The 23080-nt window shown below is 69.0% G+C and carries 20 protein-coding genes and 1 tRNA gene; 9 read left to right on the top strand and 12 right to left on the bottom strand.

All coding sequences use genetic code 11. The annotated features are described in order from the left end of the window. Nucleotides 1-17 precede the first annotated feature (17 nt). Nucleotides 18-2384, top strand: a complete 2367-nt coding sequence (locus NAM01S_RS15070) for an ATP-dependent DNA ligase (protein WP_067785457.1) — start codon at nucleotides 18-20, stop codon at nucleotides 2382-2384. 173 nt (nucleotides 2385-2557) lie between these two features. Here NAM01S_RS15070 and NAM01S_RS15065 read toward each other — a convergent pair whose 3' ends face one another. Further along, nucleotides 2558-3205, bottom strand: coding sequence for a cysteine hydrolase family protein (locus NAM01S_RS15065; RefSeq protein WP_067785454.1), 648 nt, complete (start codon nucleotides 3203-3205; stop codon nucleotides 2558-2560). Nucleotides 3206-3388: 183 nt separating this feature from the next. On the opposite strand from NAM01S_RS15065, the gene NAM01S_RS15060 reads away from it, so the two are divergent. Next, nucleotides 3389-4633 carry a lipase family protein gene (locus NAM01S_RS15060; protein WP_169810857.1) on the top strand — a complete coding sequence of 415 codons (1245 nt, stop codon included), beginning with the start codon at nucleotides 3389-3391 and terminating at the stop codon, nucleotides 4631-4633. A gap of 309 nt (nucleotides 4634-4942) precedes the next feature. Here the strand turns inward: NAM01S_RS15060 and NAM01S_RS15055 are convergent, their stop codons facing one another. The 6 genes from NAM01S_RS15055 to NAM01S_RS15030 all read right to left on the bottom strand — a co-directional run bounded on the left by NAM01S_RS15055 (nucleotide 4943) and on the right by NAM01S_RS15030 (nucleotide 11513). Continuing rightward, complete coding sequence (locus NAM01S_RS15055; protein ID WP_067785450.1) at nucleotides 4943-5578, bottom strand: DUF8020 domain-containing protein; 636 nt, start codon at nucleotides 5576-5578, stop codon at nucleotides 4943-4945. Between the two features lie 312 nt (nucleotides 5579-5890). After that, nucleotides 5891-6214 carry a DUF2563 family protein gene (locus tag NAM01S_RS15050; protein WP_067785447.1) on the bottom strand — a complete coding sequence of 108 codons (324 nt, stop codon included), beginning with the start codon at nucleotides 6212-6214 and terminating at the stop codon, nucleotides 5891-5893. Continuing rightward, entirely contained in the window at nucleotides 6211-6723 is a 513-nt protein-coding gene (locus NAM01S_RS15045; RefSeq protein WP_067785444.1) for a YbaB/EbfC family nucleoid-associated protein, read from the bottom strand. The genes NAM01S_RS15050 and NAM01S_RS15045 overlap by 4 nt, the downstream gene beginning before the upstream one ends. A gap of 405 nt (nucleotides 6724-7128) precedes the next feature. Further along, the gene (locus NAM01S_RS15040; RefSeq protein WP_067785441.1) at nucleotides 7129-7866 is read right to left on the bottom strand and encodes an energy-coupling factor transporter transmembrane component T family protein; all 738 of its coding nucleotides are present in this window, start codon (nucleotides 7864-7866) and stop codon (nucleotides 7129-7131) included. After that, complete coding sequence (locus NAM01S_RS15035) at nucleotides 7863-10001, bottom strand: ABC transporter ATP-binding protein (protein ID WP_067785438.1); 2139 nt, start codon at nucleotides 9999-10001, stop codon at nucleotides 7863-7865. The genes NAM01S_RS15040 and NAM01S_RS15035 overlap by 4 nt, the downstream gene beginning before the upstream one ends. Nucleotides 10002-10046: 45 nt before the next feature. Next, a complete protein-coding gene (locus tag NAM01S_RS15030) occupies nucleotides 10047-11513 on the bottom strand; it encodes a flavin-containing monooxygenase (RefSeq protein ID WP_067785435.1) in 1467 nt (488 codons plus the stop codon). Nucleotides 11514-11598: 85 nt separating this feature from the next. Between NAM01S_RS15030 and NAM01S_RS15025 the strand changes: the two genes are divergently transcribed. Next, nucleotides 11599-12654, top strand: coding sequence for an AraC family transcriptional regulator (locus tag NAM01S_RS15025; protein WP_255284311.1), 1056 nt, complete (start codon nucleotides 11599-11601; stop codon nucleotides 12652-12654). Here NAM01S_RS15025 and NAM01S_RS15020 read toward each other — a convergent pair whose 3' ends face one another. Both NAM01S_RS15020 and NAM01S_RS15015 read right to left on the bottom strand, forming a co-directional pair. Continuing rightward, the gene (locus NAM01S_RS15020; RefSeq protein WP_084482954.1) at nucleotides 12655-13434 is read right to left on the bottom strand and encodes a metallophosphoesterase; all 780 of its coding nucleotides are present in this window, start codon (nucleotides 13432-13434) and stop codon (nucleotides 12655-12657) included. A 167-nt stretch (nucleotides 13435-13601) separates the two neighbouring features. Continuing rightward, a complete protein-coding gene (locus NAM01S_RS15015) occupies nucleotides 13602-14042 on the bottom strand; it encodes a MarR family winged helix-turn-helix transcriptional regulator (RefSeq protein WP_067785429.1) in 441 nt (146 codons plus the stop codon). A gap of 51 nt (nucleotides 14043-14093) precedes the next feature. Between NAM01S_RS15015 and NAM01S_RS15010 the strand changes: the two genes are divergently transcribed. Continuing rightward, the gene (locus NAM01S_RS15010; RefSeq protein ID WP_067785426.1) at nucleotides 14094-14729 is read left to right on the top strand and encodes a TIGR03086 family metal-binding protein; all 636 of its coding nucleotides are present in this window, start codon (nucleotides 14094-14096) and stop codon (nucleotides 14727-14729) included. 204 nt (nucleotides 14730-14933) lie between these two features. Here NAM01S_RS15010 and NAM01S_RS15005 read toward each other — a convergent pair whose 3' ends face one another. From NAM01S_RS15005 to NAM01S_RS14995, 3 genes are all read right to left on the bottom strand, one after another. After that, nucleotides 14934-15701, bottom strand: coding sequence for an RluA family pseudouridine synthase (locus tag NAM01S_RS15005; protein ID WP_067785423.1), 768 nt, complete (start codon nucleotides 15699-15701; stop codon nucleotides 14934-14936). A gap of 189 nt (nucleotides 15702-15890) precedes the next feature. Beyond that, nucleotides 15891-16892 (bottom strand): adenylate/guanylate cyclase domain-containing protein, encoded by a 1002-nt coding sequence (locus NAM01S_RS15000; protein ID WP_174554809.1) that lies wholly within the window; start codon nucleotides 16890-16892, stop codon nucleotides 15891-15893. 108 nt (nucleotides 16893-17000) lie between these two features. Beyond that, entirely contained in the window at nucleotides 17001-18461 is a 1461-nt protein-coding gene (locus NAM01S_RS14995; protein ID WP_067785420.1) for an aminotransferase class I/II-fold pyridoxal phosphate-dependent enzyme, read from the bottom strand. A gap of 268 nt (nucleotides 18462-18729) precedes the next feature. Here NAM01S_RS14995 and NAM01S_RS14990 point away from each other — a divergent pair, with 268 nt between their 5' ends. The 5 genes from NAM01S_RS14990 to NAM01S_RS14970 all read left to right on the top strand — a co-directional run bounded on the left by NAM01S_RS14990 (nucleotide 18730) and on the right by NAM01S_RS14970 (nucleotide 22733). After that, nucleotides 18730-19452 carry a ParA family protein gene (locus tag NAM01S_RS14990; RefSeq protein WP_067785417.1) on the top strand — a complete coding sequence of 241 codons (723 nt, stop codon included), beginning with the start codon at nucleotides 18730-18732 and terminating at the stop codon, nucleotides 19450-19452. Beyond that, nucleotides 19452-20459, top strand: coding sequence for a hypothetical protein (locus NAM01S_RS14985; protein ID WP_067785414.1), 1008 nt, complete (start codon nucleotides 19452-19454; stop codon nucleotides 20457-20459). The genes NAM01S_RS14990 and NAM01S_RS14985 overlap by 1 nt, the downstream gene beginning before the upstream one ends. A 608-nt stretch (nucleotides 20460-21067) precedes the next feature. Beyond that, nucleotides 21068-21685: a C40 family peptidase gene (locus NAM01S_RS14980; protein WP_084482960.1), complete on the top strand. Its 618-nt coding sequence runs from the start codon at nucleotides 21068-21070 to the stop codon at nucleotides 21683-21685. 117 nt (nucleotides 21686-21802) lie between these two features. Continuing rightward, entirely contained in the window at nucleotides 21803-22591 is a 789-nt protein-coding gene (locus NAM01S_RS14975; protein ID WP_067785411.1) for a hypothetical protein, read from the top strand. A gap of 69 nt (nucleotides 22592-22660) precedes the next feature. Further along, nucleotides 22661-22733: transfer RNA gene (locus NAM01S_RS14970), tRNA-Arg, on the top strand. The last annotated feature ends 347 nt before the right edge of the window (nucleotides 22734-23080 follow it).

The following is a 23080-nucleotide window of genomic DNA, read 5'->3' as shown; positions in this document are numbered from 1 at the left end:
GGCCGTACTATCGAGTCATGGTGTCCCGCCGTGCATTCGGTGGTGGTCCGGGCCGACCGAGTATCGAGGTCGAACTCAGCAATCTCGACAAGGTGCTGTATCCGGCGACCGGGACCACCAAAGGCGAGGTGATCGCCTACTACGCGGCCATCGCCCCGGCGATGCTGCCGCATATCGCTGGGCGCCCGGTGACCAGAAAGCGCTGGCCCAACGGGGTCGACGAACCCTCCTTCTTCGAAAAGAACCTCGCCGAACACGCGCCGTCCTGGATCGAGCGCCGCACGCTCGCGCACTCCGATCGGCGGGTGGCCTATCCGCTGATCGATTCCGAGGCGGGCCTGGCCTGGATCGGGCAGCAGGCCTCGCTGGAAGTCCATGTGCCGCAATGGCGTTTCGACGGCGACGAGATGGGTCCGGCGACCCGGATCGTCTTCGATCTGGATCCGGGGCCGGGCGTCGGTCTGCCGGAATGCGCGACGGTAGCGCTCGCCGTGCGGGAGATGGTCGAGGGGATCGGACTGCACGCGTTCCCGGTTACCAGCGGCAGCAAGGGCATTCATATCTACGTTCCGCTGGACCGGGTGCTGAGCCCCGGTGGCGCGTCGACGGTGGCCAAACAGGTGGCCACCAATCTGGCGAAGCTGCACCCGGAACTGGTCACGGCGACGATGGCCAAGTCCGTGCGGCGCGGCAAGGTCTTCCTGGACTGGAGCCAGAACAACCCGGCCAAGACCACCATCGCCCCCTATTCGATGCGCGGCCGCGCGGAGCCCAACGCCGCGGCGCCACGCACCTGGGCCGAGATCGAGAATCGAAAGAAGCTGCGGCACTTACGTTTCGAGGAGGTGCTCGCGCGCTGGCGGGACGACGGTGACCTGCTCGCCGAGCTCGACCCGCCGGACTCCCGTGGCGGCACCGACGCGCTGAGCAAGTATCGCTCGATGCGCGATCCGGCGCGCACACCGGAGCCGGTGCCGTCCGCGCCGCCCGCCCCGAGTGCCGGAGACCGGTTCGTGGTGCAGGAGCATCACGCGCGCAGGCTGCACTGGGACGTCCGGCTCGAGCGCGACGGCGTGCTGGTGTCCTGGGCCGTCCCGAAGGGTCCGCCGACGTCGTCGCGGCAGAACCGGCTCGCGGTGCACACCGAGGACCATCCGCTGGAGTATCTGCACTTCCACGGCGAGATCCCGAAGGGGGAGTACGGCGCGGGGGAGATGACCATCTGGGATACCGGCACCTACGAGACCGAGAAGTGGCGCGACGACGAGGTGATCGTCCGCTTCCACGGCGAGCGACTCACCGGCCGCTACGCGTTCATCCAGACCAACGGCAACCAGTGGCTGATGCACCTCATGCGCGATCAGCAGCAGGAGACGGAAGAGATTGCGGATGAACAGGATTCGGCCGCGTCCTCGAACGGGTCTCGCGGCAAGCCCGGCGCCGCGGACGAATCGGTCGGCGAGGCACCGATCGCAACGGCTGCACCGCCGGGCGGTTCCGCGCCTTTTCCCCGCGGTCTCGCGCCGATGCTCGCGATCTCCGGCGACGTCGCCGAGCTGGACGACGTCGAATGGTGCTTCGAGACGAAATGGGACGGCTTCCGGCTCATCGCCGAGATCGATTCCGGGGCGGTGACTTTGCGCAGCCGCGCGGGCAACGTGGTGACCTCCCGCTACCCGGGTATCGGCGTGCTGGCGAAGGAGTTGGACGGACACCGCGTCGTGCTCGACGGCGAGGCGGTGGTCTTCGACGATCACGGTGTCGCGAATCTGGGCCTGCTGCAAGCGGATGCGGCCCGCGCCGTCTTCGTCGCGTTCGATGTGCTGTATCTGGACGGCACTTCGCTGGTCCGCAAACGCTATTCGGACCGTCGGCGGGTGCTGGAGGCGCTTGCCGCGAACGCCCCGTCGTTGCGCGTGCCGCCCCGCCTCGATGGCCCTGGCGCCACGGCGCTGCGCTACAGCCAGGAGCACGGCATGGAGGGCGTCGTCGCCAAACGCAGGGATTCGGTGTATCTGCCGGGCAAGCGCGGACATTCGTGGGTCAAGCAGCGCAACTGGCGCACCCAGCGGGTGGTGGTCGGCGGCTGGCGGCGCAGCGAGGCGCGCGAGTTCAAGTCGCTGCTCGTCGGCATTCCGTACCAGGACCGGCTGATCTACGTGGGCAGGGTCGGCACCGGTTTCGACGACGCGGGCATGCGGGACCTGGCCGAACGGCTGCGCAAGCTGGAACGCAAGACGAGCCCGTTCGACAATCCGCTGTCCGCCGAGGAGCGCAAGGAAGCGGTGTGGGTGTCGCCGAAGATCGCGGGCACCGTGCGCTTCATGAACTGGACCGAGACCGGACGGCTCTGGCATCCGGGCTGGGTCGGCGAATCCGGTTGACGCCCGCGCTGTGACGGCGATCGCCAGGAGTTAGCCAGGCCGGTCCGGCGTTGGCTGGGTATCGTGAATCCGCGGTTGTTTCGACTCGGCCCAGGACGCCGCGAAAAAGGCCATCCGAAAGGAAGGCTGACCGATCCCCGTCGTCCCGGCGCGCGCCGGGACGACGGCACGGGTCACTCCTTCTCGCCCGCCAGCAGCGGCGTGATGGTCGCGGAATCCGTCACGATCGCATGCCCCTGGAACTCGAAATCCGCGTAGTTGCGCGCGATCGCGTCCTGATCGCGGCCGCCGCACGCGTCGCTGATCACCACCGGGATGAACCCGAGGTCGGTGGAGTGGGCGATGGTCGGCGCGATGCCGATCTCCATCGCGACGCCCATGATGGCGTACGCACTGATGCCGAGATCCCGCAGCGTGCTCGCCAGCGGCGTGCCCTCGAAGGCCGACATCGAGGTCTTGTCGAAGACGACCTCGTCGGGCCGCGGCCGCAGCTCAGGCACCAGCTCGAAGGCCGGGGTGTCGCGCTGGAGAATGGATTTCAGCTCGTCGACCGAGTCGACACCCTGCCAGGACATCGCCATCCGCAGCGCGAACTTGCCGCTGAGCCGGTGCGGCAGGAAGAAGTGCCGCAGGAAGATGACCGGGTAGCCGCCGCGCCGCGCCGCCTCCACCACGGGCACCACCCGCTGGATGATCTCGGGGCCGTCCGGCAACTGGGAGAGCACGCCCACCTGCATGTCGTAGACGATCACCGCCATCCGGTCCGGACCGCACACGTCGGCGAGCCCCTCGGGAATGTCCAGTCCGTTGCCGTACCGCATGGTCAGTCTCCTTTTCGAATGCGCTTCGCCCTGCTCGCTTGGCGGCGATTCGGTTGCGCTGAGGGAACTTTCGCACCACTGTAATCACGGGCGCCAAGGATGTTGCCGGTCGGCCGCCACGGCAGTACCGTCGAGTGTGTCGAGGCCAAGGTCGGGTGCGCCTCGGTGAGCGCTGGAGCTGGGATGAGCACGAAATACGGTCGTCCGTTCCCGGCTTTCGGCGTGCTTCTCCGGGGATTCGCGGTCGCCGCGATGGTTTCGCTCAGTCTGCTCGCCCATGCCGCACCGAGCGCGGCGATCCCTCGGCCCGACGCCGACCCGTTCTACGCCGCGCCCGCCGACCTCGCCGACTACCCCGCGGGAGCCGTCACCCGATCGCGGCCGATCGCGCTGCTCGGTCTGCCGCTGCCGGTTTCAGCCTGGCAGGTGCAGTACCGGACCAACGACGCGGGCGACGCGCCCATCCCCGGCATGGCCACGGTGATGGTCCCGAATCTGCCGTGGTTGGGCCAGGGGGAGCGGCCGCTGCTGTCCTATCAGGTGCCCGAGGACAGCCTCGGCAGCCACTGCGCGCCCTCCTACGCACTGCGCGGCGGCTGGGAACTGAGCGGCGTGACCACTTACATCGACACGCCTTTCATCGCGGACGCGCTGCGCCGGGGTTGGGCGGTTGTGGTCAGTGACTACGAGGGGCCGTGGTCCCGCTTCCTGGACGGGGTGAACTCCGGGCGCGGTGTGCTCGACGGCATCCGGGCGGCGCGGGCGTTCGGCGCGGGCGGCGTCGGGCCGGCGAGTCCGATTGGCGCGTACGGGTATTCGGGCGGCGCCTTCGCGACGCTGTGGGCCGCCCAGCTGCAACCGGACTACGCACCGGACGTCCGGTTCGCGGGCATCACCTCCGGCGGCGTGCCCGCCGACTGGCCCGCCATCGCCCGCGGCGTCGACGGCGGCGTGCAGGCCGGGCTTGCGTTGCTGATCGTGCTCGCGATCGCCCGCGACCACCCGGAGTTCGGCGTCGCGGAGCTGCTCAACGAGCGCGGCCACGCGATGCTTGCCGAGGACGGCTCGGCGTGCGGGTCGGACCTGGTGCTGAAGTACATCGGCGCGCGCGTCGACGACTTCGCGATCGAGCCGGACCTCTTGGCGCACCCGGCCTTCCGCGCGGCGACGGACGCGCAGGAGCTCGGCGCGAGCGCGCCGCGGGTACCGGCCTACCTCTACCACAGCATCACCGACGACGTGATTCCCGTCGCGGGCTTCACCGCGCTGCTCGACCGCTACTGCGCGCTCGGCGCGGACATCACCTTCGCGCATTCGACGCTGCCGGGGCACAATCCGACCGCGATCGTGGAGGCGTTCGGTGCGATGAACTATCTCGCCGATCGGTTCGCGGGTGTGCCGGTCGCGGCGGGGTGCCGCGCGCGCTGAGCCGTGTGCCCCCGGCGTCGTCGAGCGTCGAGTTGTGGTCGCGAACTTCATCGGCGCGGCTGACACGGAACGGCGCCCGGCCCGAGATAGTCCGGAGCGACAGTCACATAGCCCGCGGCCGCGAAAAGGACTGTCCGCGCCAGGTCGTCTCGGCAGGACGAAGGTCGGCGCGGTGTCGAGATCGCCGACTCGGTGGTGCCCGCGGTGCTCGCCGAGAACTTTGCCGCACACGAAGAGCGGCGCGCACCGACTCGAGGGGTCGTCGGTGCGCGCCGCGTTCGGAAAGGGTGGCTCAGCCGGGCGTCCGGCCTACTCCGCCCACTTGGTGGTGCCAGGCTGGCCTGCCAAGGTGCTGATCAGGTCGATACCGGCGACCAGCAGTGTCGGACCGCCCACCACGATGGTGCCGATGATGCCACCGACCGCCGCACCCGCGATCACGCTGGCGATCACGCCGGGACCGGCGACGATGCCGGTCAGTCCGATGAGAGCGCCGAGCGCGGTGCCGATGAAACCGCCGACCGCGGTGGCGATTCCGAACTGGGAGATGAACGCGTCCATCGCCTTCTGGTTCTCCGCGGGCGAGGCGACGGGGATCGCCTGGGCCGGGCGCGCCTGCGCGACGTTCTTGACCGCCGTCAGCTCCAGCACCCGGCCGCCGTCGCGGATCTCGTGCGGCAGCGGGAATTCCAGTCCGTCCTGCCGGACCGAGAGCGGCAGGGTGAGGACCGCGTTTCCGGCGGAGTCGTTGATGTCCACGGAGTTGCCCGTCAGCTCGAAGGAGCCGTCCGTGAGTGTGGTGATGATCTTGTCGCCGACCAGCTTCGCCTCGTACCCGATGTTCGGGACGGGGGCGGCGGCCGGTTGTGCGTGCACAGTGCCCGCGCCGACGGCGACGGCGGCGACGAGCGGTACGACGGCCGCGGTGATCTTGCGGAGAATCATTTCCGAAGTTCCAATCTGCATCAGGTTTTCATGCCCTACGAACAACCCGCACGCCGAAAAACCTTCCCCCTCAACACGTGCGGAGCCTTGATGTGATCTAGAGAACAGCTGCGCCGACTGTCACATTACTGGGCGATTGCTTGTTTGGAACCCGAAATCGGGGGTAATCATTGGTCTTATCGGGATCGGTTGCCCGGCGGTCGCCTAATTCGCTATGCCACTTGGTTATATGGGCACGTCAAAGCCCATTCTGCGAGCAGCTGAAGGTTTGCTACAACACCTGATACGCGACGCGCCGAGGGGTGGCGCGCCCTATTCGACGGAGTTCCTGATCTTTTCGAGCGCCTTGGCGTTGAGCTCGTCCTGCTGCTGGAAGGCCGACGCGATCGCGTCGACTCCGCCGCTGAGCGCCTCGATCGACTTGCCGAGTCCCTCGATGCCTTTCATGCCGTCCTCGGCGCCCGGCGTGTACTCCTTGGCGAAGTTCTGGCCGATCTCGTCGCTGCCCCAGCACTCGCCCTCGGCCGCGACCGTGGTCTGCACGTTTCGGACCGCCTCGAGCACCTTTTCCGCGGCCGCGGCGAAGCCGGGCTTGGTGGAGCGGAGGGCATCGGGGTCGACCTGCAAGCTACTCATCGCCCCTCCAGGTATCCGCGGTTGCGGTAGTACTCGTCCTCGTCTTCGTCGTCCATCTCCGCGGGCTGGACCGTGGCCTCGACCGAGGCGGGTTCGGGGAACAGCGAATTCATCAGGTCCTTGATGCTCGGCGCGCCGGGCACCAGATCCGGCAGATCGGGAATGTTCGCGCCGACCTGCTCGAACGCGCCGAAGGCCCGCTGTGCTTCCTCGCTGGCCAACCGTGCGGCGGCCTGGGTCGCCTCGGTCATCGCCGCGGCGAGCTTCTGCGGCGTCGAGCGTTTGAAGGCGTCCGGCTCGATGTGCACATCGACCGGCACGCCCGCGGAGTTGCTGGTGACCCGGACCAGGTTGTCCGAGGACCACGCGGTGACCGTTGCCGCAGCCAGCCGTGCGCTCGTCTCGGCCAACTCCCTGCGCTGCTGCTCGAAAACTTCCATCAGGTCGTCGATCTCGCCGCGCAGCGCCTCGTTGCGCGCCAGCTGCGCCGCGCGTTCACTGTCGGCCATCGGCCACCCCCGCTCGTTCGAGTTCCGGTTTGTCATGGATTTCGACGCACCGCGCCGAAGATCGGTTCCCCTCAGTTTGCCGTGCCGCGGTTCGCCGCGTCGTCCCGGCCGCCGCTGCGCGCTCGGAACCTCGGCCGCCGCTGCGCGCTCGGAACCTCGGCCGCCGTGATCCGCTCGGAACCTCGGCTGCCGTGACCTGCTCGGAATCCCGGTTGCCGCGATCTGCTCGGAATCCCGGTTGCCGCGATCTGCTCGGAACCTCGGCTGCCGTGACCTGCTCGGAATCCCGGTTGCCGCGATCTGCTCGGAATCCCGGTTGCCGTGACCTGCTCGGAATCCCGGTTGCCGCGATCTGCTCGGAATCCCGGCCGCCGACGCCCGCTCGAGTTCGACGCGGCGCCCCGCTCAGAGCAGCACGTCGAGCAGCACCGAGCCCGCGCACACGAGCACGACGAGGCTCAGCGCGACCGCGTCGCGGCGACCCGGCGCGCTCGGCCGCGCGGTGAGCTGCCCGGTGCCGCCGCGGGCGGTGATGGCCTCGCCGAGCTCGGTGGCTCGGCGGGTGGCCACGGCCATGGCCGCGGTGAGGATGTCGATGATCGGGCTGTCGGACGCTCGGTCGAGCAGCCGGTCCTTGGGCCGCAGTTTGCGCGCCGCGCGCAGCACCCGGATCTCCTCGAGCAGCAGCGGCAGTCCGCGCAGCGTCAGCGCCACCACCACGGCCCACTCGTCCACCGGGATCTTCAGTTTGCGCAGCGGCGCGCCCAATTTGGCCAGGGCAGGGGCGATCTCGCCCATGGGCGTCGTCCACGCGATCAAGAACGACGCGGCCACCAGGATCAGGCCGAAGATCAGCACCTGGGTGTAGCGCAGCACCGCGGCGCCGCCCACCGGGAGGTTGATCAGCGCGCCGGCGCCGAGCAGCGCCCAGAACCACCACGGCAGTCTGGGCAGCGTGCCGAGCGGCAGCCGGGCGAGCAGACCGATCGCGAGCAGGAAGACGACCATCGCGCCGAGCACCGGCCAGGTCGGCCACACCATCAGCAGCACGCTGATCAGGAACGCGGCGATCATCTTGGTGCCGGCCCAGAGGTTGTGCACCGGGCTGGACACCGGGACCTGACGAAGCAAGACCGTGCTCATTCGGCACCTCCGTGTCCGAAGCGCCACGCCGCGTCGCCCGGCCGCGGCGGTGCGGCCGATCGCGGGTCGCGGTGCGGATCGATGCGATGCGCCACGGGCGCGGCGTCCGTGACCGGCTGCGTCTCCAGGATGCGACCCGAGCTCAGGTGCACGGTGCGATCGCACACGGCCGCCATGTCCGCTACGTCATGCGAGATGACGATCAGCGTCAGCCCGGAATCGCGCAGCCGGGCAAGCAGTTCCACGATGTCGGCGCGGCCCTCCGGATCCAGTCCGGCCAGCGGTTCGTCGAGCACGACGACCTGCGGGTGGCTGGCCACGATGGCGGCGAGCACCACGCGCTTGGCCTGCCCGCCGCTGAGTTCCTCGATGGAGCGGGCGGCGAGCGCGCGGTCGAGGCCGACCGCGTCCAGCGCCCGGCCGACCGCGCCGGACCCGGTGGCGCGCCCGCCCCAGTCGGAGATCTCCGCGCCGACCGTCTGCTTCTGCAATTGCAGCCTGGAGTGCTGGAAGGCCAGCTCCACCCGGCCGATCTGGCGCGTCACCGGGCGGCCGCCGAGATCGCAGCGTCCCGAGGTCGGGTGGATCAGGCCCGCGATGATCCAGGCCAGCGTCGATTTGCCGGACCCGTTGCCGCCGACGACGAGCAACGCCTCGCCGCGGCGCACCACCAGGTCGACGCCGTGCAGCGCGGGCGCCTCCCACGGCGTGCCGCGGTTGTAGGTGTGCCGGACGTCGCGCAGTTCGAGGATCGTCTGCCCGACGGGCCTGCGCCGGGTGTCGCGCACCGGCTGCGGCCAGAAGGGCAACCGCTCGACGGTGCGGCCGCCCGCCAGGTGCACCACGCGGTGCGCGGCCGCGGCATCGGCCTCGTGGTGAGTCACCAGCACCACTGCCATCGGGTGGCGGCGCGGCAGTTCGCCGAGCAGCGCGACGAGTTCGCGGCGGCCATCGGGATCGATCATCGAGGTGGCCTCGTCGGCGATGAGCAGCGCGGGGCGACGGGCGAGCGCCGCAGCCACGGCGAGGCGCTGCTGCTGTCCGCCGGAGAGCGTCGCGGTCTCACGGTCGCCCATGCCCGCCAGACCGACCTCGCCGAGCAGTGCCTCGGTGTCGACTTCGGCGGCCAGATCCGGAGGGAGCCCCCAGACCACGTCGTCGGCGACCAGAACGCCGAGGGTCTGGCTTTCGGGTCGTTGCAAAACCAGGGCCGTCCCGCCGAGGTGGCCCAAGCCCGCGGAGCCGGGACGTTCCACCGTGCCCGAGGTGGGCGGCAGACCGGCGAGCAGCCGGGTGAGGGTGGACTTGCCGGAGCCGTTGTGGCCGACGATCGCGACGAACTCGCCGACCCGCACGCTCAGGTCGATGTCGCGCAGCGCGTCGGTGTGCGCGCCCGGGTAGCGGAATCCCGCCGCGTGCAGCGTCACCGGGAGCGGCGCGATCGGTCGATCGTCCACCGGCGCGTCGAGCCGGTCCCTGGTGGGCAGCCAAGCCAGCCGGTCCAGCACCGAGCCGAGCACGAACCAGGAGAACAGCGCGCTCACCACGACGCCGAGCAGGACGCCGCCGCCGACATAAACCCACCACCAGGTGAGCACGGCATCGGTCAGATCCGCGGCGGCCCGCCCGAGCGGCTCGAGTGCAGGCTGTCGCGCGGCGATCCGTTGCACACCGTTCGCGGTGTTGCGGATGGTGTCGAACAGCAGCTCCCGGGTCCGCTCGGCCACCAGCAGCGACCCGACGCTGAACGCGCCCCACAGCGCGCCTGCCAGCACCGAGAGCACGAAGACCGAGATCAGCCCGCCGCCGCGGCGCTTGACCCCGCCGATGATGCCGCCGATCGTCGCCGACCCGACCACGCCGAGCGCGGGCATGACGCCCGCCGCGACGAAGGTGACCAGGGTGGCCGAGGCGGTCGCCGTGACCAGCGCGCGCGGCCGGTAGCGGTGCGCGAGCATGCCCATCGGCACGGCCGCGACGATTTGCAGGGCGGCTGCCAGCGGAACCACGGATCCGACGGTGACCAGCCCGACCGTCACGCCACCCAGCACCGCACCGGTGGCCAGTTCGATCGGGCGCAGCGGCCCGCGCTCCTCGACACCGGTCCGGCCGTCGGCCGTGGGCAGATCACTCACGTGACAAGTCTGCCAGGGGCGGCGGCGCAGGGCCGGTTCGCCGGATCAGGCGGCCCTGGTGAGGGTGTAGTCGTCGCGGTCCAGCCGACGGGTGCGGCGGCGATAACTGGACACCGTCCCTGGCCAGTTGTTGGTGATGCGTCCCGAGGCGGTGCGGTACCAGCTGGTGCAGAAGTTCCACGGCGTGCGGGCCAGCCGCCGCTGGAGTGCGTCGTTGAATTCGCGCTCCTGCTCGCCGCGCACCTCGAGGCAGTGGCCTGGGTTCTCGGCGAGCAGCCGCACGGCCTGGCGGATGTAGCGGGCCTGGGATTCGATCATGTAGATGATCGAGCCCGCGGCGAGGTTGGTGTTCGGCCCGTAGACCAGGAAGAGGTTCGGGAAATCGGGCACGGCGATGCCGAGGTAGGCGTGCGCGCCGTCGGCCCACGTGTCGGCGAGTTTGCGACCGCCTCGGCCGTAGATCTGCATCGGCCAGAGGAATTCGGTGCCCTTGAAGCCGGTGCCGTAGATGATCACGTCGGCCTCGTGCAGTCGTCCATCCGCGGTGCGCACGCCCTCGGGCACGACCTCGGTGATCGCGGTGGTCTCGACCGCGACATTGGGCTGGGTGAGCGCGGGGTAGTAGTCGTTGGAGAAGAGCCCGCGCTTGCAGCCGATGGGGTAGTCGGGGGTCAGCTTGGCCCGCAGCTCCGGATCGGGAACCTGCTTGCGCAGGTGCCGCTCGGCGATCCGGGCGACGCCGCGCGCGATCGCCGGGAACTCGACGAGCCCGAGCGAGACGAACTCGCCTGTCGACCACCAACCGAACCGCTCCACCAGTAACGCACCTGGCAGCTTGGCGAACAGTTTGTGCTGGAGCGGGCTGTAGTCGGTGTCGAATTTGGGGATGACCCAGGCCGCGGTGCGCTGGAACAGCGTCAGATGCTCGACCTTCGGCTGGATCTCCGGGATGTACTGGATGGCGCTCGCCCCGGTGCCGACGCAGAGGACCCGCTTGCCTTCCAGTCGCACGTCGTGGTCCCACTCGGCGGAGTGGAAGGACGCGCCCGCGAAGGTGTCGATGCCGGGAATGTCCGGCAGCGCGGGCCTCGAGAGCTGGCCGACCGCGGAGATCAGCACGTCGGCGGTCCGCGCGGCGCCGTCGGCGGTGCGGACCGTCCACCGGCCGGTTTGCTCGTCGAATTCGGCGTCGGTCACCTCGGCGCCGAAGACGATGTCGTCGAGCAGCTCGTGCCTGCGCGCGACGCCGCGCAGATAGTCGTGGATGGCGTCGCGGCCGGAGTAGCGCTGCGGCCAGTCCGGCTTCGGTTCGAACGAGAAGGAGTAGAGCGGTGACGGCACGTCGCAGGCCGCGCCGGGGTAGGTGTTCTCCCGCCACACCCCGCCGAGATCGGCGGCCCGTTCCAGGATCGTGATGTCGCGGATCCCGTTGCGCCGCAGCTCGATCGCCATGCCGATGCCGCCGAAACCCGCGCCGATGATGAGAACCGATGGCCGGCCACCAGCTGTCATGTGACACTCCTCACCATGTCGAACTGACTCCACTCTAGAACCGGCGCCGCCGGGTGCATCGAGACTTTCGGCCATAATGTGGGCTGTGGAGCGGGTGCTGGCTACCGGAATCCGCGACTGGAACTTCCCGCGCGGCATCGCCAGCGTGGCCCTGATGGTGGGGTACGCGGGCGAGCACGGTGTGCCCGCGGCACGGATGCTGGCCGGTACCGGATTGACCGAGGCCATGCTCCGCGATCCCGATGCCCAGATCGACGCGCACACCGAGCTCGCGGTGATCCGCAATCTGGTCCGCGAGGTCGACGCGCCCGCGCTCGGCGTCGAACTGGGCAGGCGGTACCGGATCACCACCTTCGGCATCTTCGGCTTCGCCTGCGTGAGCAGCCCGACCCTCGGCGAGGCGATCTCCTTCGCGCTGCGCTTCCTGGATCTGAGCTTCACCTTCTGCCTGCCGGTCGCGCACTGGGAGGCCGGGGAGTTCGTCGCGCGGGTGCACGACGAGTCGGTGCCCGCCGACGTGCGCCAGTTCCTCGTCGAACGCGACGTGACGGCCATGTACCAGGTGATGAGCGATCTGCTCGGACGCCCGGTGCCGCTGCTGCGCGCCGAATTCCGTTTCGCGGAGCCGGAATACGCCGATCGGATGACCGAGGTGCTCGGCGTCCGCCCCGGCTTCGCCCGCGCGCACAACGTGTTCACCATCGACCCGGCGATGCTGGAACAGCCGCTGCCGCAGGCCAACGAGCACACCTGGGCCATGTGCCTCGCGCAGTGCCGTCAGCTGGTCGACCGCCGCCGCGCCCGGACCGGCATCGCGGCGGAGGTGCGCGAACTGCTCGTCCCCGGCGGGGCCGACGGTTTCGCCGCACCGCCCGGCATCGATCTGGTGGCGCGCGAATTGAACATGAGCACCAGGACGCTGCGCAGGCACCTCGACGCCGCGGGCACCAGCTACCGCGCTCTGCTCGACGAGGTGCGCCGCGCGCTCGCCGAGGAAATGCTCACCGCCACACCGCTTTCGGTGAGCGACGTGGCGATCCGGCTCGGCTATGCCGAGTCATCGACCTTCATCTACGCCTTCAAGCGCTGGACCGGCGTGACACCGGCTGCTTATCGGCGCGAGCGGATTTCGGTGCGCTGATCAGTCGGGCTGAACGCCCACGTAGCCGCCCATCGGAACTGGCCGGAAATGTGTTGTCAGGTTGTGGTTCTCGTCGATGACGTGCAGCGCGATCGCCGGGTCCGGCGCGTAATCCATGACGTGGTACGGCAATTCGAGCTCCCACTCGCCGCCGAGCACCGAGGCCGTGCTCGGCGCGACCAGCAGCGGGCGGCCGCCGAACGTCGTCGTCGCCGCGCTGTGGGCGTGCCCGGTGAGCACGCCGAGGATGCGCTCGTCACCGGCCACCAGCGCGGCGAGGCGCTCGGGATCGGCGAGGGTGATGCCGTCGATGATCGGGCTGTGCAGGTGTACGGGCGGGTGGTGCATGGCGAGCAGGATCGGTCCGTCGGCGGGCGCGTCGGCGAGCACGCGGGCAAGCCAGTCGTAGGTCTCCTCGCTCAGCGCGCCGCCCGCCTCGCCGGGAACGCTCGAATCCAGCAGGGCGACAGTCAATTCGCCGATCCGGTGGGCGTTGTTGATCGGGGTGGTCGCGGCCGGTTCGCCGAGCAGCGCGGTGCGGAAGTTGGCGCGGTCGTCGTGGTTGCCCGGCAGCGGATAGACCGGGATGTCGGAGACCAGCGCGACGCGCGCCTCGGCGTACTGCTCGGCCTTGCCGGAGTCGGTGATGTCGCCGGTCACCAGGATGGCGTCGGGCTTGCGGCGTAGGTCGGCCAGGAAGGTCATCACCCGCTCGACGCGTTCGGCGTTGCGGGTGCCGAGATCGAAGTGTGTATCGCTGACCTGAGCCACCAGGATCATCGGTGTTCGCTTTCTCTGAGGGATCGCTCCGTTGCGTCAGAGGGTGCCATCATCGTGTGCTCGGCACTTTCTCAGGCTAGATGACCTGCGCATTGTCCGTCTTCATGAGGCTCGCCACCGGGCCGTAGGTCCTAGGTTGGGAGTGGTGCTCGTCACTAGTGGTACGCCTACGAGTCGCGCGCCGCGGTGGCGTTCGACCACAGGATGTGCAGCGCCCGGAGGAAAGCCTTGCGATCCGTCTGGGGGAGTGCTGCCAGCAGCTCGTCCTCTTGTTCGCGGATCTCGCGCTGGGTGCGGGCGCGCAGCGCCTTGCCTTCCTCGGTGAGCGAGACGAGGTTGACGCGTCGGTCGGCGGGGTCGGGCGCGCGTTCGATGAGGCCGCGGCGTTGCAGGTCGTCGAGGACGCCGATGATCCGGGTCTTGTCCGCGCCGATGGCCTTGGCCAGCGCGGCCTGCGTGTACACCGGCTCCGGTTCCAGGCCGAGCAGCACTCCGTAGGCCCACATGGTGAGGCCGTTGCGTTCCAGGACGGGCAGTTCGGCGGCGACGAGGGCGCGGCCGAGTGGCACGACCATTGCCGCGAGATCCGGTCGGTCGGGGTCTGGCATGCCTAGAAAATACTGCTTGGCAGATTATAGGCAGACGCTTACGATAAGCATATGAGTACGATATTCGAAGGAAAGGCCGAATCCAACGAGCGACTACGCGGACTGCACGTCCGCGCCGTTCGGTTGTGCGCGGACGCCGTCTCGCGCGTGCACACCGACCGGCTCTCAGCCGAAACACCCTGCGCGGGCTGGGATTTGCGCGCCCTACTGGCGCACATGGCCACCCAGGACCGCGGTTTCGCGGGGGCGGTGCGCGGTTCCGAGGACCCCGGCGCGTGGGAGGTGCGGGTCGCGGCGGATCCGGTCGCCGACTACCTGGCCGCGGCGGAGGAGGTCACCGCCGCCTTCGCCGAGCCCGACGTCTTCGAGCGCACCGTGTTGCTGCCGGAAGTCTCGAGCGAGCACCGGTTTCCCGCCGCGACCGCCATCCGGTTCCACCTGGTCGACAGCGTCGTGCACGCGTGGGACGTGGCGCGTTCGATCGGCGAGACGATCGACCCGGATCGGGAGGTGGCGCTGATGGCGCTCGAGATAGCGGAGGCGGTTCCGGACGGGCCGTTCCGATCGGAGCCGGGAGCGGCGTTCGCGCCGGTCGTCGCCGGGGCCGACTCGGGTTCGCTCCTGGATCGGGTGCTGCGTCAGCTCGGCCGCTCGCCCGAGTGGGCGCCGACCTCGTCGCGCGCGTAGACGGTTCGGGTGTACTCGAGCAGCCCGGAATATGCGGGAACAGTCGCCGGAGTTCGCGGCGGTAGCTCGCCTTTGGGCTTGGGCGCAGCGTCAGCGGGCTCGGTCCGAGCATTCCGGGGCCGGCGGTTTCCCGGGGGGTGGTGCGTCGTGGCGGCGGAGTCGGCTCGATGTGGAGCCGTTGGTCGCCGCGGGTACGGGCCGCGCTCAGCGGTCCACGCGGAGGACTTCGTTCGCGCGATCGAGGACCCCGGCGGGATCGGCCGGTGCTACCGGCACCCAGAAGTCCTCGCCGGGCGGAGCTTCCAAATTCAGTTCGGGCGGGGTTCGCCAGGAAGCGGCCAGGTCGAGTCGCCAGGAATGCAGGTGGGCGCGCGGATAGGCGCCGGACTTGTCGAAGAGCGGATCGCCGACGATCGGGTGGCCGATCCAGGCCAGGTGCACGCGAATCTGGTGGCGGCGGCCGGTCACCGGACGCAGTGCGAGCACGGTGCGCTGCTCGGTGCGCAGCACGGTCGCGAAACGGGTCAGCGACGGATAGTTCTTGGTGTCGAGCAGGTCGGCCTCGTCGACGAACCAGCGATCGTCCTCGGTCTTGATGCTCTCCCGTGGCGCGGCGATCCGCACCCGGTTCTTCCGGCCGACGCTCAGCGGCAGATCGATGACACCGCGCTCCGGCAGCCCGGTCGAATCGACGACCGCCAGGTACGCCTTCTCCGCCGTCTGCTTATTGAATTGCCTGGTCAGCTGGCCGTGCGCGCCCAGATCCTTGGCCAGCAGCACCAAACCCGAGGTCACCTTGTCGATCCGGTGCACCGGGTACAGCGTCTCGCCCGCCGCCGCGGCCAGCTCCACGATGTCGGTGTCGTGCCGCTCCCCGGTGACCGAAATCCCCGCGGGCTTGTTCAGCGCGAGAATCGCCTCGTCCTCGGCGACCAGGCAGCGCTCCCGCAACTGCGCCCACTCGGTATCCACCCGCACGACCTTACGTCCGCACCGCCCACGGCCCGCGCCATCCCCGGTCCATACCGCGCTGCCACATACGCCGTATACGCCGCACATAGGCATCGCCTGTGTGAGGCGTACGGAAAGTGTGTGGCACCCTGCCGCCCGCCGCACGGTGCTGGGCCAAGTGCTCGCGCGGCACCACAGCGACCGCGGTGGTCAGGGGCGGCGGAGGGCGTGGGGGCGGAGGCGGTTGAAACCGCGGACTCGGACGCTGCGCAGGTGGCGCACGGCGAACTCGGGGTCGTCGGCCAGCTCGGCCGCGGCCTTGTCATCGATGAGGACGGTGCCGGGACGGGCGACGCCCGTGAGGCGCGACGCGATGTTCACCACCGACCCGTACAGGTCGCCGAAGCGTTGCAGCACCGGGCCGTAGGCCAGCGCGACCCGCAGGTCCGGGGTGCCGCCGACCATCATGGTCGACTCCTGGATGGCCAGCGCGATGCGCGCGCCCGCCTGCGCCGTCTCCGCCGCGAACATCACTTCGTCGCCGACGTGCTTGATCACCCAGCCGCCGTTCTCGCTGATCGCCTCGGTGGTCGTCGACTCGAACGCCTCAAGCAGCGTGGACAGCTCGTCGGGGTGCAGGTGCCTGGTCAACCTGGTGTAGCCGACCATGTCGGCGAAGCCGACCGCCAGCTCCCTTGTGGAATCCTCGGCGGGGCTCTCGCTGTCGAAGGAGCGGGCAAGGGCGGCGGCCAGGTGCCTGCGCCAGGCGTAGGTCTGCAACTCCTCGAGCACCGAGACCGTCTCCTCGGTGGCGATCCTGGCGATCTCGGCCGGGTCGGTCGTGCCGTCGCGGGAGGCGTCGGCGACCTTGGCCGCGATCTCGGCGAGCACCAGATCGGCCTGCCATTCCGCGAGCCGGGCCATCGACTGACCGAGGGTGCGCGCGGCCGCGGCCTGCTGGCGCACATCGGAGGCGGCGACCACCTTCAGCCCGCGGAAGTGCCGCACCGCGTCGACGTCGGCATCGGTGTAATCGACGGCGTCGTCGGGATTCTCGGGAAAGCCGAGCGCGGTCCACAGCCGCTTGGAGATCGACGGCGACACCCCGGACCGCTCGGCAACCTCGGCGCGGTTGTACCTGCGCTCGCCGGCGAGCAAGTACGCCTCAACGACGGACTGGACGAGCTCGGAAATCTCGGTCGTCGACATGATCGCCACCTTACGGCCACGCCGCGCGCGGGTGGAGTCCGTAGTCGGAGCGTTGGGGGACCTCACAGGAGCGCGCGGGTGCCCCCGTGCCGAACGTGGGTTCGTCACGTCTCAATCACGCACGACGCGCACCGTGTCGAGGCGGGAATCGGCGGCGTCGGGCACGTTCATCCCCGCTTCGTGACCGGACTTCAGATAGTCCACGACCGCCTCGTTGAGCCGCTCGCCGGGCACCACCGCCGGAATGCCCGGCGGATACGGCGTGAGCTGCTCGGCCGCGATCCGTCCCGGCGCCTTGCCGATCGGGACCACCTCGACCTCACCGAAGAACGCGTCGCGCGGCAATTCGACGGTTTCGAGCTGTAACTCTTCGGGGGAGGGCAGCCGGATGTCCGGCGGCCGAGGGTCTTTCAGCTGGTCGCGCCACGCGGTCATGCCCTCGACCAGCGAGGTGACGGTGTCCTTGTCGTCGGCCATCGACAACGTCGCGAGGACCCGGCGGTGATCGGCGAGCCCCATGTCGAGGTTCCGGTGTTCGCGCAGCCAGTCGGCGGCGTCGTAACCCATTGCGCCCGTTGCGGATACATCCATCAGCACCTGGAGCCGATCCAGGTCGTGCGAGGCCTCCACGCCGAGCAGTTCGTCCTCCATCACGTCGATGCCGGGTATCCCGTCCAGCTCGATACGGGCCTGGTCGGCGACGCGCAGTGCGGCATCGAGCAATTCGCGTCCGTGCTGCACCATCTGCCTGCGCCAGCCGTCGAGCGCGGTGTAGACGAGCACGCTCGGGCTGGTGGTCATCAGCAGATCGGCGCAGGCGCTGAGCCGCGCCGGATCGACCAGGTCGCCTTGCAGGTGGAAGACCGAACCCTGCTCGAAGCCAGCGCCCATCTTGTGCACGCTCACCACGCATAGATCCGCGCCGACATCCATGGCCCAGGTGGGCAGCGCCGGATGGAACGGCAGGTGCGCGCCCCACGCCTCGTCGACGATCAGCGGTTTGCCGCGCTCGTGGCAGACCGCGGCGATGCCGCCGATATCGGCGCAGGTGCCGTAGGGGCTCGGGCTGACGATCAGCGCGCCCGCCGCGTCGGGATTGCGCTCCCACGCCTCGCGCACCTGCTGGGGCGAGGGCGGATGCGAGAAGTGCCGCTCGGCGTCCCAGCGCGGGGTGATCCAGTGCGGCCGCACGCCCGCGAAGATCAGGCCTGCGACGATGGACTTGTGGCTGTCGCGGGCCACCAGCAAACCGCCGCCCTGGCCGCCCGCCACGGCCATCATCGCGGCCTTCACCGACAGCGAGCTGCCGCACGTGGAGAAGAAGGCGGTGTCGGCGCCCACCGCGTCGGCCATCAGCGCCTCCGCCTCGCTCAGAAAGCCACCGCGGGCCAGGCGGTCGTCGAGACCAGGCCCGACCAGCACATCGGAGCGGAACGCGTCCCGCCCGATCGCGTCGAGCACGCGCTCGTCGACGCCGCGTCCCTGCCGGTGCGCAGGCGGGGTGAACCCGTACCGGCCCGCGCGGTGGTACGCGGCGAGCGCGTCCACCAGGGGAGCTTGTGAGTGGTCCATGGTCGGGAGCTACCCGCTGTGTTGCGGGCTAATCGCTGGCTGACCTGGGGGAGGACGCCACCAGGAGAATTGTTAGCTTTGCTAATTAAATCGGCTCCCGTATGTCAGCCCTATCCGGGTTTGCTGGCGCCGACCACCATCGGCCGCTGTGTCCAATTGGACACGGTCGCCGAAAAAAGACGTGTCTCAATCAACGGTACTTCGCTTGTGCTGTGTAAGACTCGTTCCGCCAGAGTTTCTTGCACTCCTCACACTCGGAGGACTGTCCATGACGAATTCTGTTGCGCTCGACCTGCCCAAACCCCTGGTGATCACTTTGGGGAATCTCAAAGGCGGTGTCGGAAAAACGACCTCGGCCTTCTTCTTGGCCTGCTATTTCGCCAGGGTGCACGAGCTGCGCGTGCTGGTCATCGACGCGGACCCGCTCAGCCAGACCGGATATTCCTGGTACCGCAGGCTGCTCAAAGGCCGGGTCGAAGTGCCGTTCGAATTGATCGCCTTTCCGTCCCGGCACGTCGACGACTGCATACACGACAACGCGAACAAATACGACGTGGTCATCGTCGACGCGGGCGGTGAATCGGCGGAGATATTCAAGGCGGCGATTCCGGCCAGCGACGAATTGATATTGCTGACCAGTGTGAGTCCGTCGGAGGTGAAGCGCGTGCCGAGTACCTACCGGGCCGCCGCGGAGGCCGCCGCGGGGACCGACCGGGAAATCCGGGTGCGAGTGCTGATGACGAAGGTGCCGGTCACCATGAAGAACGGCGTCAACGTCTCCACCGAATACCGAACGCAGCGCGGCAATCTGGAAGACGCGGGCTACGACGTGTTCGCCTCGTATCTGAGCGCGTGGAAGTGGTACCGCGAGGCCGCCGACGGTGAGGTCGGCGACGGCGCCGAGAACCCCATCGCGGATCTCGGTGAGTACCGGCAGGTCGGAGACGAACTGGTCGCTCCGTACCGCGTCGCGGTGGAGGTGTCGGCCTGATGCCTCCACAACGTAGGAAGGGTTCCATCGGCGGGTCCGCGAATCCACTGTCCGACAACGCCGAACACACACCGCCCGTCTCGCCGCTGCGCGACGCCGAATGGCGCTCCGAGCGGCTCCGGCCGGTCGCGGAGGTGCTCGCGGAACCGCGCGGCACGGAAACCCCGCCGGCTACGCCGGATTCGCCGTCCCGCGAGCCGGTGGCGGAGCGGCCCGGCGAGGCGCAATCGCTCCGGCAAGCCGCGCCCATCCCGAACGGGCCCGCGCCGCAACCGAATGCGGATCCGCCGGTGCGGCCGCCGGTGATCGCGAATCCGACGTCGACGGCGACGGAGAAGCTGGCCGACGTGCTCACCATGCCGCTGCCCGCGGCCGGCGACGGTCCGCTGAACCGGCGCGAACAGGAGCAGCTCAGCGCGTGCGAGTCCTCGATCGACTCGCTGCGCATCGCGTTCTGGGCGGCGGGCCGCGCGTTGCAGATCGTGCGGGACGGGCGTCTCTACCGCGCTCGGTACGCCACGTTCGACGACTACGTCGAGCAGCGCTGGGACATGCAGCGGTCGTACGCGCACAAGCTGATTCGCGCGTGGCCGCTGGCCGCCCGGCTGCACCCGGTCGCGCCGACGATCAACGAGGGGCAGGTTCGCGAGCTGCTTCCGGTGGCCGCGGAGCACGGCGAGGACGCGGCGGTCACCGTGTACACGACGATCGCGGGCGGCCCCGGCGGGAAGGTCACGGCGGGCAAGCTGCGCGAGGCGATCGCGTTGCTGCCGGAGCGATTCGACGAGGCGGAGGTGGTCGAGCGATTGCAGGCCTGGCTGCGCGGCGAAGTGACCGAAACGGGCGGCGATCGGTCGGTGGATCTGTTCTCCACGATGGAATCGCGGCTGGTCGCGCTGAGCAGGCGGGTCGTGAAGGGTTCCAGCGGCGACCCGGCCGCGGCCCGCGAATTCGCGGCCCGATTGCGCACGCTCGCCGAACAGATCGAGGAGCAGATCACCGCCTGATTCCGCGCGAAACGGCGCCCCGCTACGGAAATCCGATCCGTGCGGGGCGCCGTCGTATTTCGGTCGGGAGAAAAAGAGTTTCTTTTGGTTATTGTTTTGTTATCATCAATTTGCGTGTTGGGGTTTACCGGCGCCGTTTATCTGTGCAAGATGAACGCTCGGATCCGCTGGACTGAACACCGTGATGGTTTTCGAATCGAATTCGAAGGTCTAGGTGATGTCCTGCCCCGCCGGAGCACCCGGCGCCGCACGATATGAGCCGAAGGTCTTCGATATGAGCATCGGAGGACCGCATCATGGCATCAACCGCTGAGGGTCGATATTCGCGCTTCGTGCGACGCGCGATTTTCTGGAGCCTGGCCGCCGCCGCGGCCGCGTTCGGCGCCCTGCTCCTTGGCGCCGGACAGGCATCGGCCAAGCCGATCGAAATTCCCGGCATAGGCGCTTTCGAAGTTCCGGATGTCATTCCGGTACCGCCCAATTTCTCCCAAATCGATTATCCAGATATTCAGGTGGACCCGGCCGAAGTCGTTCCGGCCGTTGTGGATCGCTCCACCGATATTCCGACGCTGATCGAAATCCCGGCCGCCGATATCCCGGCGGTGGATATGTCGGACATCATCTACGTGGCGGACCCGCCCGCCCTCCCGGTGACACCGGCGCCCGCGCTCGCCGAACCCGCCGAGGTCGTCTACACCACCCCGATCGCGGTGATCGAATTCGCGGCCACCCCGGGGACCCCGGCGACGCCGGCGAAGCCGGAGACCGTGCCGACGACGCCCGTCGATCTGTTGCGCACCCATCTCCCGTACCTGGCCGAACTGCTCGAGCCGGTTTTGCCCGCACCGTTGGCCCCCTTCGTGCCGCAGGTCGTCGAGGAACCGTCACCCGGCGAGGTCGCCGTCGAGGCCGCGCGCGGCAAGATCGGCTCGAATTACAGCATGGGTGCGACCGGCCCCGACGCCTTCGACTGCTCCGGGCTCGTGCAGTGGTCCTATGAGCAGGCAGGCGTGGACGTACCGCGCACCAGCTATCAACAGTTGTCCTCGGGCACGCCGGTGTCGCAAGACGAACTCGAACCTGGTGACATGGTGTCCTTCTACGGCGGCGGCCACTCGGGTCTGTACGCCGGGGACGGCCAAGTGATCCACGCGTCGACGTACGGCACGGGTGTCGTGATGTCGCCGATCTCCTCGATGCCCTACGCGGGCGCCCGCCGATACTGATGGTCGCCTGGTGGCTCGGCTTGTGGGCAGTGCGGGGCGTGGACGCCCATCCCCCGATCAGCAAGCCGTCAGTAAACTCGGACTCGGGGCCATCCGTGTACGGAAGGCGGGCGAACGATGGAGTGGCTGCTGGTTTTGATAGTGGTCGTGGCCGTGGCGATCTTGCTGCTCATGCGTGGGCGCGAGGGGAAGCAGCGGACGGCGACCGAGTTGGCCGACGCGCTCGCCGACGCCCGTCAGGTGAACGAGCGGCTCGCGGGTCAGATCTACAACCTGAGCGGCAGCAACGATGCGGCGAAGCAAGCTCTCGTGGACGCCTCGGAGCGATACGCCGCCGCGGGCTCGCAGCTCGACCAGGCCGCAACGCCCGCCCAGGCCAGGCTCGCGAAACAGACTGCGCTCGAAGGTCTCTACTACATACGGGCCGCCCGTTCCGCGATGGGAATGGACCAGGGCCCGTCGATTCCCGAGCTCGACGGCCAGGCCGTGGCCGGGCGGGTGAGCGAGGATCGGGTCATCGCCTACGAGGGCAGAGAGATCGCCGCATCGCCCAATCCGTCCTCGGCCACGCCGAACTACTATCCCGGCGGCCGCGTCGCCGGACGGCCGGTGCCCGCGGGTTGGTACTCCGAACCCTGGTGGAAGCCCGCGCTCATCGGCGGCGCGTGGGGAATCGGCTCCGCGCTCTTGTTCACCTCGCTGTTCGCGGGAATGTCGGGCGTGGGATACGGCGCGCAGGGGTTCGAGAGCGGTTACGGGGAGGGGTACCAGGATGGCGTCGCGGCGGGTGACGAGTGGGGATCGGATACCGCGCCGTACGACGGGGGTGGGTACGACGCCGGATATGAGGGCGGCGGCTATGACGGCGGGGGCTATGACGGCGGGGGCTTCGACGGCGGATTCTGAGCGGAGCGATCGGCGCGATGCTGTTCCCTGGCGCTCGACCCGGTAGACTGCGACCGTCCCGCCTAACCAGCCTTCGTAGCTCAGGGGATAGAGCACCGCTCTCCTAAAGCGGGTGTCGCAGGTTCGAATCCTGCCGAGGGCACCCTTGGATCGCGCCCGGGGGCCGATCCTTGCCCCCTATCCGGTGGCGATCCGGTTCGCGTGTTGTCGTACCGCGAAATGCCTTGCTACGCAAGCGTTCTCGTGCGCACCGCCACCAAATCCAGGTCTATCGGCACATCTTCGTCGGTTCGGCCGATTCGAAACGCCCAGTCGAGCGCGGCCGACGGCGCCGTTGCGATGGATACCGTCCGTCCAGTGGTACGGTGGCGCGTCGCATCGTGAACCTGCTCGAAAGCGCCCTGCTGGTACGAGGTTCCAGACGGGCGCGCCAACGGTCCCGATGACTGTGAGGCAAGTCATATTTCCATCGTTTTGCCAGCGTATGTG

It is taken from the genome of Nocardia amikacinitolerans NBRC 108937, from assembly GCF_001612615.1.
Taxonomy (GTDB): Bacteria; Actinomycetota; Actinomycetes; order Mycobacteriales; family Mycobacteriaceae; genus Nocardia; species Nocardia amikacinitolerans.
The sequence above is the reverse complement of the archived record's forward strand: the minus strand, read 5'-3'. Positions and strand labels throughout refer to the sequence as shown.

Coding starts and splice junctions, on each gene's coding strand:
- NAM01S_RS15070 (WP_067785457.1), top strand. CDS start 18: ATGGTGTCCCGCCGTGCATTCGGTGGTGGTCCGGGCCGACCGAGTATC.
- NAM01S_RS15065 (WP_067785454.1), bottom strand. CDS start 3,205: ATGCGGTACGGCAACGGACTGGACATTCCCGAGGGGCTCGCCGACGTG.
- NAM01S_RS15060 (WP_169810857.1), top strand. CDS start 3,389: ATGAGCACGAAATACGGTCGTCCGTTCCCGGCTTTCGGCGTGCTTCTC.
- NAM01S_RS15055 (WP_067785450.1), bottom strand. CDS start 5,578: ATGATTCTCCGCAAGATCACCGCGGCCGTCGTACCGCTCGTCGCCGCC.
- NAM01S_RS15050 (WP_067785447.1), bottom strand. CDS start 6,214: ATGAGTAGCTTGCAGGTCGACCCCGATGCCCTCCGCTCCACCAAGCCC.
- NAM01S_RS15045 (WP_067785444.1), bottom strand. CDS start 6,723: ATGGCCGACAGTGAACGCGCGGCGCAGCTGGCGCGCAACGAGGCGCTG.
- NAM01S_RS15040 (WP_067785441.1), bottom strand. CDS start 7,866: ATGAGCACGGTCTTGCTTCGTCAGGTCCCGGTGTCCAGCCCGGTGCAC.
- NAM01S_RS15030 (WP_067785435.1), bottom strand. CDS start 11,513: ATGACAGCTGGTGGCCGGCCATCGGTTCTCATCATCGGCGCGGGTTTC.
- NAM01S_RS15020 (WP_084482954.1), bottom strand. CDS start 13,434: ATGATCCTGGTGGCTCAGGTCAGCGATACACACTTCGATCTCGGCACC.
- NAM01S_RS15015 (WP_067785429.1), bottom strand. CDS start 14,042: ATGCCAGACCCCGACCGACCGGATCTCGCGGCAATGGTCGTGCCACTC.
- NAM01S_RS15010 (WP_067785426.1), top strand. CDS start 14,094: ATGAGTACGATATTCGAAGGAAAGGCCGAATCCAACGAGCGACTACGC.
- NAM01S_RS14995 (WP_067785420.1), bottom strand. CDS start 18,461: ATGGACCACTCACAAGCTCCCCTGGTGGACGCGCTCGCCGCGTACCAC.
- NAM01S_RS14990 (WP_067785417.1), top strand. CDS start 18,730: ATGACGAATTCTGTTGCGCTCGACCTGCCCAAACCCCTGGTGATCACT.
- NAM01S_RS14985 (WP_067785414.1), top strand. CDS start 19,452: ATGCCTCCACAACGTAGGAAGGGTTCCATCGGCGGGTCCGCGAATCCA.
- NAM01S_RS14980 (WP_084482960.1), top strand. CDS start 21,068: ATGTCGGACATCATCTACGTGGCGGACCCGCCCGCCCTCCCGGTGACA.
- NAM01S_RS14975 (WP_067785411.1), top strand. CDS start 21,803: ATGGAGTGGCTGCTGGTTTTGATAGTGGTCGTGGCCGTGGCGATCTTG.